At 66.2% G+C, this 9,361-nt stretch carries 13 protein-coding genes; 5 read left to right on the forward strand and 8 right to left on the reverse strand.

Annotated features, from left to right (window positions below; translation table 11 throughout):
* Positions 1–121: 121 nt before the first annotated feature.
* The 4 genes from ABKS89_RS24565 to ABKS89_RS24580 all read right to left on the reverse strand — a co-directional run bounded on the left by ABKS89_RS24565 (position 122) and on the right by ABKS89_RS24580 (position 3,199).
* The gene (locus tag ABKS89_RS24565) at positions 122–1,033 is read right to left on the reverse strand and encodes an SDR family oxidoreductase (protein ID WP_081516240.1); all 912 of its coding nucleotides are present in this window, start codon (positions 1,031–1,033) and stop codon (positions 122–124) included.
* Positions 1,034–1,145: 112 nt separating this feature from the next.
* Positions 1,146–1,439 (reverse strand): hypothetical protein, encoded by a 294-nt coding sequence (locus ABKS89_RS24570; RefSeq protein ID WP_138216082.1) that lies wholly within the window; start codon positions 1,437–1,439, stop codon positions 1,146–1,148.
* Positions 1,440–1,538: 99 nt separating this feature from the next.
* Positions 1,539–2,417, reverse strand: a complete 879-nt coding sequence (locus ABKS89_RS24575) for an alpha/beta fold hydrolase (protein WP_138216081.1) — start codon at positions 2,415–2,417, stop codon at positions 1,539–1,541.
* Positions 2,417–3,199: a class II aldolase/adducin family protein gene (locus ABKS89_RS24580; protein WP_348587384.1), complete on the reverse strand. Its 783-nt coding sequence runs from the start codon at positions 3,197–3,199 to the stop codon at positions 2,417–2,419. The genes ABKS89_RS24575 and ABKS89_RS24580 overlap by 1 nt, the downstream gene beginning before the upstream one ends.
* 436 nt (positions 3,200–3,635) lie before the next feature.
* On the opposite strand from ABKS89_RS24580, the gene ABKS89_RS24585 reads away from it, so the two are divergent.
* Entirely contained in the window at positions 3,636–4,349 is a 714-nt protein-coding gene (locus tag ABKS89_RS24585; protein WP_242015410.1) for a WbqC family protein, read from the forward strand.
* A gap of 19 nt (positions 4,350–4,368) precedes the next feature.
* Here ABKS89_RS24585 and ABKS89_RS24590 read toward each other — a convergent pair whose 3' ends face one another.
* Together ABKS89_RS24590 and ABKS89_RS24595 are read right to left on the reverse strand one after the other, a co-directional pair.
* Entirely contained in the window at positions 4,369–5,055 is a 687-nt protein-coding gene (locus ABKS89_RS24590; protein ID WP_348587386.1) for an LrgB family protein, read from the reverse strand.
* Entirely contained in the window at positions 5,042–5,419 is a 378-nt protein-coding gene (locus tag ABKS89_RS24595) for a CidA/LrgA family protein (RefSeq protein ID WP_081516245.1), read from the reverse strand. The genes ABKS89_RS24590 and ABKS89_RS24595 overlap by 14 nt, the downstream gene beginning before the upstream one ends.
* A 113-nt stretch (positions 5,420–5,532) precedes the next feature.
* Between ABKS89_RS24595 and ABKS89_RS24600 the strand changes: the two genes are divergently transcribed.
* A complete protein-coding gene (locus ABKS89_RS24600; protein ID WP_138216078.1) occupies positions 5,533–6,429 on the forward strand; it encodes a LysR family transcriptional regulator in 897 nt (298 codons plus the stop codon).
* 146 nt (positions 6,430–6,575) lie between these two features.
* Here ABKS89_RS24600 and ABKS89_RS24605 read toward each other — a convergent pair whose 3' ends face one another.
* Both ABKS89_RS24605 and ABKS89_RS24610 read right to left on the reverse strand, forming a co-directional pair.
* Entirely contained in the window at positions 6,576–7,046 is a 471-nt protein-coding gene (locus tag ABKS89_RS24605; protein ID WP_348587388.1) for a cupin domain-containing protein, read from the reverse strand.
* Positions 7,046–7,501, reverse strand: a complete 456-nt coding sequence (locus ABKS89_RS24610) for a flavodoxin (RefSeq protein ID WP_348587390.1) — start codon at positions 7,499–7,501, stop codon at positions 7,046–7,048. Before ABKS89_RS24610 ends, ABKS89_RS24605 begins: the two co-directional genes overlap by 1 nt.
* A gap of 145 nt (positions 7,502–7,646) precedes the next feature.
* Between ABKS89_RS24610 and folM the strand changes: the two genes are divergently transcribed.
* From folM to folX, 3 genes are read left to right on the forward strand one after another with little or no spacing between them, the layout of a single operon-like run.
* Positions 7,647–8,372 carry a dihydromonapterin reductase gene (gene folM, locus ABKS89_RS24615; RefSeq protein ID WP_348587391.1) on the forward strand — a complete coding sequence of 242 codons (726 nt, stop codon included), beginning with the start codon at positions 7,647–7,649 and terminating at the stop codon, positions 8,370–8,372.
* 32 nt (positions 8,373–8,404) lie between these two features.
* Positions 8,405–8,965, forward strand: coding sequence for a GTP cyclohydrolase I FolE (gene folE / locus ABKS89_RS24620; RefSeq protein WP_138216074.1), 561 nt, complete (start codon positions 8,405–8,407; stop codon positions 8,963–8,965).
* 1 nt (position 8,966) lies between these two features.
* Positions 8,967–9,338, forward strand: coding sequence for a dihydroneopterin triphosphate 2'-epimerase (folX, locus tag ABKS89_RS24625; protein WP_081516251.1), 372 nt, complete (start codon positions 8,967–8,969; stop codon positions 9,336–9,338).
* The last annotated feature ends 23 nt before the right edge of the window (positions 9,339–9,361 follow it).

The following is a 9,361-nucleotide window of genomic DNA, read 5'->3' on the forward strand; positions in this document are numbered from 1 at the left end:
AACTCCTCGGGCCTGGAAGCGGAAAAGCAAAAGGGCCGGCATTGAGCCGGCCCTTTCACCTTACTGCGTTCGCCACCGTGGAACAGCCCCGCTGGCCGTTCCACCGGTCAGGCTGGCCGGATCAACCGGCGTATTTCTGCAGGTTGGCCATCATCTCTCGCAGCGCTTCGACGTTGTCCTTGGGATGCGCAGCGTTCTCGAAGTCGCAGATCTGCGCAAAGTTGGCCGCCACGTCCTCGACGCTGAAGCCCTCGCGCGGATCGAAGCCCACGCCCAGGCTGCGCTCCCAGCGCACCTTGCCGATCCAGCCGCCGCCCACTTCGAAGAGACCGGAGGTTTCCTGGCAGGCTTCGCTGCCCAGGTACACCACCAGCGGGCTGACCAGTTCGGGCTTGAGCGCCTCGAACACCTGCGGCGGGATCAGGCCTTCGGTCATGCGGGTGCCGCCGGTGGGGGCGATGGCGTTGACGAAGATGTTGTTCTTGCGGCCCTCGATGGCGAGGTTACGGGTCAGGCCATAGAGACCCAGCTTGGCCATGCCGTAGTTGCTCTGGCCGAAGTTGCCGTAGATGCCGGAGGTGGACGAGGTGAAGATCACCCGGCCGTAACCCTGCTCGCGCATGAACGGCCACGCGGCGCGGGTCACCTTGTAGGCACCTTCGACGTGGACCTTGTAGACCAGGTCCCAGTCGGCGTCTTCCATCTTGTGGAAGGTCTTGTCGCGCAGGATGCCGGCGTTGTTCACCACCACATCGATGCGGCCGAATTCCTCGACGGCCTGGCGGACGATCTTCTCGCCGTCGGTCACCGAGTCATGGTTGGCGATGGCAGTGCCGCCGGCCTCGCGGATTTCCGCGACCACGCGGTCGGCAGCCGAGGCGTTGGCGCCTTCGCCATGGGTGCTGCCGCCCAGGTCGTTCACCACTACCTTGGCGCCGTGTTTGGCGAACAGCAGGGCGTGGGCGCGGCCGATACCGCCACCGGCTCCGGTAACGATCACGACTTTTCCGTCGAAACGCAGGGCATCACTCATGATTGGGGCTCCAGGCAGGATGGTTTTTCGTCGAGTGTCCGGCAGTCACGATCCGGTCACAACCAAGACGACCCAGGCTGAATGGTGCTCGATAAGGCCAGGGGATGATCGGTCAGCGCATCGGCAGGTTCAGCTCCGAGCGCGGGCCGAGCTTGAACAGCCACCAGTCGTACTCGCTCCAGAACAGCAGCAGGCCGAAGGCCGGCAGCAGCGCCAGCGCGCCCAGGGCGGCGGGCACCCAGTCCTGGGTGAGCCAGGCGTAGTAACCGCCGACCGCGCAGACTCCGACCAGCACCAGCAGCACGGGAATGGCGACGAAAACGAAGTCCCGGCGCAGGTGCAGAAGCGCCCGGTACAGCAGCGAACCTTGCGGCTGGCGGACGGGAATGACGGATCTGAGTGGCATGGCAGTGACCTCCGGCTGGACAAAGCCGGGGAAGCTACCGATGCCACGCAGGGCCGATCTATCAGTCAGTTCCGAATCTTCGCCCAGATCGGTCCGTAGCTACGACGCCCTTTCCTGTCGGAACGCCAGATAGTGCTGTAGCACCTGTTCCGGCGCCTCGACCTGCGGGTAGTGGCCGATGCCGGGCAGTTCGACGGTGTCCGGTTGCGGGATCAGCTCCCGGTAGCGCACCACCATGTGCGCACCGGAGATCGGGTCTTCCGGCCCGTCGATCAGGCGCAGCGGCACCGCCGTGCGCTGCATCGCGCCGACCCAGCGTTCGCGATGCTGGCGACGGTCGAGGATGTAGTGGATCAGCCGGTGCATGACGCGCGGCCCGTCGTTGTGGCGGATCAACTCCCAGAAGGCATCCAGTTCTGCTTCGGACGGCTGGGTCTGTGGGCCGAACACCTTGGCGAAGTTCTGCGCCAGGCGCTTGCGGTCGAACAGCCGGCCGAACAGGGAACCGAACGGGCCGAGCAGCAGCTTCTGCGAAAGCACCGCACGGTGGGTCTCCGGGAACAGCCCGCCGTTGAGGAAGGCCAGCGAGGCCAGGGCGAAACCGCCCTCCTCGTGCCGCGCGAGCAGCTCCTGGCCGACGCTGTTGCCGTAGTCGTGCACCAGCAGGTGCACCGGCTCGCGCACGCCCAGGTGCTCCAGCAACGCCTGTTGCAGGTCGGCCTGTTCGAGAATGCGGTAGTCGTGGCCCTTTGGCTTGGCAGAATCGCCAAAACCGAGCATGTCGCAGGCGATCAGCCGGTAGCGCTCGGCCAGCGGTTGCCAGAGGTAGTGCCAGTCCCAGGATGCGGTGGGGAAACCGTGGACCAGCAGCAACGGAGCGCCGCTGCCGGCGCTCCAGTAACGTATCTGCTGCCCACGGAAGGTGAAGTCACTGCCCTGCGCGCGCCAGTCGCGCAGGGCGATGCCGACCAGCGCCATCAGTCGCGGTAGCCGGGGTTCTGCAGGTCGAGCTTGCGCAGCAGCGCCGGCCACGCCAGCGCACCGCCCATGCCCTGTTTGCTCTTGGTCACGGCGGCGGCCATGGCGCGGGCGCCATCGAGAATCTGCTGCGGGATCATGATCAGCTCGGCGCCGCCGCCCTGGGCCAGCACCTGGATCTCGCAGGCACGCTGCAGGGTGAACATCATCAGGAAGGTGTCGGCGATGGTGCCCGAGCAGGTCAGCAGGCCGTGGTTGGGCAGGATCATGAAGTTGGCTTCGCCCAGGTCCGCCTGCAGGCGCGCCTTCTCGTCATGGTTCAGCGCCACGCCCTCATAGCCGTGATAGGCCAGGCTGGAGAGGACGAACAGCGACTGCTGGGAAATCGGCAGCAGACCCTGCTTCTGCGCGGAAACGGCGATGCCGGCGGCGGTGTGGGTGTGCAGCACGCACTCGACATCGTGGCGCACGTCGTGGATCGCGCTGTGGATGGTGTAGCCCGCCGGGTTGATGTCGTAAGGGCTGTCCATCAGCTTCTTGCCCGAGGCATCCACTTTCACCAGGCTCGATGCGGTGATCTCGTGGAACATCATGCCGTAGGGGTTGATCAGGAAGTCCTCGGTGCCGGGAACCTTGGCCGAGATGTGGGTGAAGATCAGGTCGTCCCAGCCCTGCAGGGCGATCAGCCGGTAACAGGCGGCAAGGTCGACGCGGGTCTGCCATTCGGCGGCGGAGACCTGGTCCTTGACGTTCACGGTGGGCAGCGGATGAGCGGCGTGCATGGTCGGTAGCCTCTTCGTTGTTGTTGTTCGATGGCGCAGTCTAGTCAGCGCGGCGGCGTGGCGACTGTCACGGAACTGACAGTTTCATCTGGCAGCGTCTGGCGAATGTTCCCCTATAAGCGCAGGCGGATAACTCTGCTTGCGTCAGCAGTTTCCCCACCTATAGTGGCGGTAGTCGCTGCCAGCGGCGCCTGATCGACCCGGCGCCCGGCGATTCCCTCCAAAAGCGCTATCCAGACAGTGCGGCAGCCAGCTCGCACGTCAGGGCTGGCGGAAGCGTGCCCGATTTCCATCCCTGCCCCGGTGCCTTTCCGGCGCCTCCGAGCCATCTGGAAACATTTCGCAATATCTTTCGCAACATCCCTGATTCGCAACATTCCTCAGTAGTACCCGGGAGTCGGGAGGAGACTCCAGTTCGGCCAACGAGGCAGCCGACGTGAAACGAACCGCCATCATGCAGCCCTACTTCTTTCCGTACCTGGGCTACTTCAGCCTGATCAAGCACACCGACCTGTTCGTCCTGTTCGACACCGTGCAGTACATCCACCACGGCTGGATCGAGCGCAACCGCATCCTCAAGCAGCAGGACGGCTGGCTGTACATCCGCGTGCCGCGCGTCAAGCACCACCGCGAGACACTGATCAAGGACGTGCGCCTGGACAACAGCCAGGACTGGCGGCGCAGCCTGTTCTCCCAGCTGGACGTGTACCGCAAGGTCGCGCCCTATTACCGCGACGTACGGGAAATGATCGCCGCCTCGCTGGACCATCCGTTCGACGATATCGTCTCGCTGAACAAGACCACTCTGGAGGCCACCTGTGCCTACCTGGGCTTTCCCCGGAAGATGCCGGTGCTGTCGCACATGGAGCTGCCGATGGAGCGGCCGACCGCGCCGGACGAATGGGCTCTGAACATCTGCAAGGCGCTGGGTGGCGTGGAGGAGTACTGGAACCCGCCGGGCGGGCAGAGTTTCTTCGACCGTGGCAAGTACGAGGCAGCCGGGCTGACGCTGCGCTTCCAGGAGCCGAAGCTCACACCCTACGAACAGAAGCGCCCGACCTTCGAGGCGGGTTTGTCGATCATCGACGTGATGATGTTCAACTCCCCCGCCGATATCTCGCGAATGCTCGATGCCTACGAGCTGAGCTGACCGCGCCCTTGACTGTCACTTACAGGCACCAGGCCAGGACGGGCGCCAGCAGCAGGTTGAACAGCCCGGTCAGGACCATCAGCAGGCCGGCCGCCGAACCCTCTTCACCGCCGAACTCGTAGGCCCGGCTGGTGCCCGCGCCGTGGGCGCCGACACCCAGCAGCGCGCCGCGGGCCAGGGCGGAGCGCAGGTGCAGCATCTTCATCAGCACGCCGCCGATCAGCGCACCGAACACCCCGGTAATCATGACGAAGGCCGCGGTCAGCGCCGGAACCCCACCCAGGTCGTGGGACATTTCCATGGCGAAGGGCGTGGTGATCGAGCGCGGGATCAGCGACAGGGTCACCTGGCCGTCCAGCGCCAGCGCGTGGGCCAGCGCCCAGGAACTGCCGATGGCCATGGTCGAGCCGGCCAGCATGCCGGTCAGCAACGCCGGCCAGTGGCGGGCGAGCAAGGCACGCTGCTGCCAGATAGGGATGGCGAAGGCCACGGTGGCCGGGCCGAGCAGCGCCACCAGCCAGCTGGTGTCACGGGCGTAGTCGGCGTAGCGGGCCTGCAGCGGAATCGCCAGGGCGAACAGCAGCACCGGCACGAACACGATGGGCGACAACCAGTACTGCTGGAAGCGGCGGTAGAGGGTACGGCTGAGCAGGTAACCGCCCAGGGTCACGGCCAACCAGAACAGGGCTTGCTTATCGAGGCTCATGGCGCGAACTCCTGTTGCACATCCATTCCACCGCCAGGGCGGTGGAGAGCATCACCATCACGGTGCTGGCGGTTATCACCAGCAGAATCTTCCAGCCCTCGCTGCGCAGCAGCGGGCCGTAGTCCAACAGGCTCATCAGCGCGGGGATGAAGAACAGCAGCATCTCCGCCAACAGCAGGCCGGCGCCGCCCTGCAGCAGGGCCGGGCGGATGGCCCCACAGGCGAACAGCACCAGCAGCAGCGCCAGGCCGATCACCCCGCCCGGCAGCGGCAGGCCGGTGAGCGTGGCGATCCAGCCGCCGACCCACCAGAAGGCGGCGAGGACGGCAAGTTCGAAAATGAGGCGGGCGGCGCGGCGGAACATGGCGGCGATCTCGATGCGTTGGGCGGATGGAGAAATCGGTTGGGAATGGCGCAAAGCCTACTCCCGCGCCTATCATCCCCAAAGCGAATAGATCGAATCGGAGCCATTCCAGAATGGAATTCAAGCAGCTGCGCACCTTCGCCGAAGTCGTGCGCCACGGTAGTTTCACCCAGGCGGCGGTGTACCTGAACGCCAGCCAGTCGGCGGTGAGCAAGCAGGTCGCGCAACTGGAGCAGAGCCTGCGCGTGCAACTGCTGGAGCGCAGCGGCCCGCACATCCGCCTGACCGCCGCTGGCGAGGTGGTGCTGCGCCGTGCCGAAGACATGCTGCGCCTGCGCCGCGAGCTGCATACCGAACTGGACGACCTCACCCAGCTGCACCGCGGCGAGCTGCGCCTGGGCCTGCCGCTACTGGGCGCGGACGCGCTGTTCGCCGGGCGCTTCGCCGAATACCGGCGGCGCTACCCGAACATCGACGTGCACCTGATCGAGGGCGGCAGCAAGACCATGGAGGAAATGGTCCACAGCGGCGAACTGGAGCTGGGCGGCGGCCTCACGCCGGACGACCCCGGCTTCGACTGGCAGCCCTTCTGCAACGAGCCGCTGGACGTGCTGCTGCCCGCCGCCCACCCGCTGGCCGGGCGCGGGAGCCTGGAGCTGGCGGAACTCTCGGACACTCCGTTCCTGCTCTATCAGCAGAGTTTCACCCTCAACGACCGCCTGCTGCGCGCCTGCCGCGAGGCCGGTTTCGAGCCGAAGGAAGGCGGCCGCAGCGGCCAGGCGGACTTCCTTGGCGCGCTCGTCGCCGCCGGGCAAGGCGCGGTGCTGCTGCCGCGCGTGGTGGCGAAGGACCTGGAGCGACCGGGACTGGTCCGCGTGCTGCTGAGCCAGCCGGACCTGCGCTGGGACATCAGCTTCATCTGGCGGCGCGACGCCTACCTGTCGAATGCGGCGAAGGCCTGGTTGGCGTTGATGGTGGAGATGCCGCTGCATCCACAGGGGGCGGAGTGAAGCAGGTTCGCGAGCAAGGGCCAGGCGCCCCCTCGATCCCACGAAGATCGTAGGGCACATAACCCGCAACGGGTTATCCGCCGGCAACTTGGCGGCGGATAACGCTGGCGCGTTATTCGCCCTACCAGAGCTCGGCACGAAGCCTTTCAGAGCAGTTCAGGAAACTCGCTGACGAGCCGCGGCCACTCCCGCTGCGCTTCACCGTCATCCGCCAGCAGCTTGAAACCAGCGAACTCGAAGGCCGGCGACACGGTGCAACCCACCAGCACGTAATCCCCCAGGCAGCGCGCAGCCTGCCAGGCGTGGGCCGGCACGGCGCGTTGCGGCAGGCTGCCCTCGCCTACCGGGCCGAGGAGTTCGCGGCGCACGGCGGCATCCGGCCGCTCGGCGATCAGCAGTTCCAGCGCGCTGCCTTCGTGGAAGTGCCAGAGCTCGTCGGCGTCCACGCGGTGCCAGCGGCTGACGGTGCCGGCGGGCAGGAGGAAGAGGATGGCCGACGACTGCGGCCGGCCATCGGCGCCCACCAGCCTCGATTCGAACACCCGCCGGTAGAAGCCACCCTCGGGATGCGGGGCGAGTTGCAGGGTGTCGATCAGGTAGCGAGCGCGCGGATGCATCAGGCCTTCAGCGCGGCGATGAAATCGGCCAGCCACGGTTCGGAATCGGTCTCCTGGTCCACCGTCTCGCTGCCGTCCAGGCGCAGCATCGGCACGATTTCCTGCACGCCCAGTTCGGCGTACAGCTCGCGCACCTGCTCGCCGCCGCCGCAGTAGGTATCGCCGTAGCTGGAATCGCCCAGCGCCAGCACAGCGCCCGGACGACCGCGCCACTCGCCCGGCAGGCGGTCGCGGATGGCGTGGAACAGCGGCTGGAAGCTGTCCGGCAGGTCGCCCATGCCGGTAGTGGCGGTCACCACCAGGAAGGCCTCGGGAGCGAACTCGAGCATGCCGTCCAGGGTGGCGCGCGGGTCATACCAGGCTTCGAAGCCGGCGGCTTCGAGCAGGCGCTTGGCGTGGCGCGCGACTTCTTCGGCGGTGCCATAGACCGAACCGGACAAGATGGCGACTTTCATGTTCACTCCCACAAGGCAAGACAAGGCCGCCCATTATGCCCCATCCGTGCCGCACCGCGCCGGGGCTGGTATAGTTTTGCCCTACCCGGCCGCTAGGACATTGTCCGCCGCGGCGCTCCCTGAAGTGGATTTTCGCGAGGCGCGCATGGGCCAGACCCCAGCCCCCATCCTGATCACCGGCGCCAGCCAGCGCATCGGCCTGCACTGCGCGAAACGCCTGCTGCTCGAAGGCCAACCGGTCATCGTGACCTATCGCCAGGACAAGCCCGGCATCGCCGAACTGCGCGAACTGGGCGCCACCTGCCTGCACGCCGAACTGGCCGATGAAGCCGGCATCCTGGCCTTCGCCGACGAGTTGAAGTCCCGCACCGACCGGCTGCGCGCGATCATCCACAACGCCTCGGCGTGGATCGGCGACACCCCCGGCGAGGAAGCTCAGGCCTTCGAATCGCTGTTTCGCCTGCACATGCTCGCGCCCTACCTGATCAACCTGCGCTGCGCGCCCCTGCTCGAGCGCGACGCCGCCGAGCGCGGCGCCCCGGCGGACATCATCCATCTCTCCGACGACGTCGCCCGCAAGGGCAGCGCCAACCGCATCGCCTACTGCGCCAGCAAGGCCGGCCTGGACAACCTCACCCTGTCCTTCGCCGCGAGCCTCGCGCCGCGCATCAAGGTCAACGGCATCGCGCCGGCACTGATCCTGTTCAACGAAGGCGACGACGACGCCTACCGCGCCCGCACCCTGGCGAAATCCGCCATGGGCATCGAGCCCGGCCCGGACGTGATCTACCAGAGCGTGCGCTACCTGCTCGACAGTCCCTACGTGACCGGCACTACCCTGACCGTCAACGGCGGCCGGCACCTCAAATGACCCGCCCGGCGCGGGCGCGAGGAACTCCCACCATGATCGAAGACCTGTCTCACCACTACCGTGAGATTCTCCAGGGGATCGGCGAAGACCCGACCCGAGAAGGCCTGCTGGACACCCCCAAGCGCGCGGCCAAGGCCATGCAGTACCTCTGCCACGGCTACGGGCAGACGCTGGACGAGATCGTCAACGGCGCGCTGTTCGCCTCGGACAATGACGAAATGGTGATCGTGAAGGACATCGAGCTCTACTCGCTGTGCGAACATCACCTGCTGCCCTTCATCGGCAAGGCCCATGTGGCGTACATTCCCACCGGCAAGGTGCTGGGCCTGTCGAAGGTCGCACGCATCGTCGACATGTTCGCGCGCCGCCTGCAGATCCAGGAAAGCCTGACCCGGCAGATCGCCGAGGCGGTCCAGCAGGTCACCAACGCCGCCGGCGTGGCGGTAGTGATCGAAGCGCAGCACATGTGCATGATGATGCGCGGGGTGGAGAAGCAGAACTCGGTGATGAACACCTCGGTGATGCTTGGCGCCTTCCGCGCGTCCACCAATACCCGCCAGGAATTCCTGCAACTGATCGGACGGAGCAAGTGAAATGACGCAATTGCAGCCGGGCATGGCGCGAATCCGGGTCAAGGACCTGCGCGTACGCACCTACATCGGCATCAAGGAAGAGGAAATCCTCAACAAGCAGGATGTGCTGATCAACCTCACCATCCTCTACCCCGCCGGCGACGCGGTGCAGGTCAACGACATCGACCACGCGCTGAACTACCGCACCATCACCAAGGCGATCATCGCCCACGTGGAAGAGAATCGCTTCGCCCTGCTCGAGCGCCTGACCCAGGAACTGCTCGACCTGGTGATGGCCAACCCGGCCGTTCACTACGCCGAGGTGGAAGTGGACAAGCCCCACGCGCTGCGCTTCGCCGAGTCGGTATCGATCGCCCTGGCCGCCCAGCGCTGAGCCGCGCTTTCGCTTGCACGCCC

Origin of the sequence: Pseudomonas sp. LABIM340 (genome assembly GCF_040017195.2) — a bacterium.
GTDB lineage: Bacteria > Pseudomonadota > Gammaproteobacteria > Pseudomonadales > Pseudomonadaceae > Pseudomonas.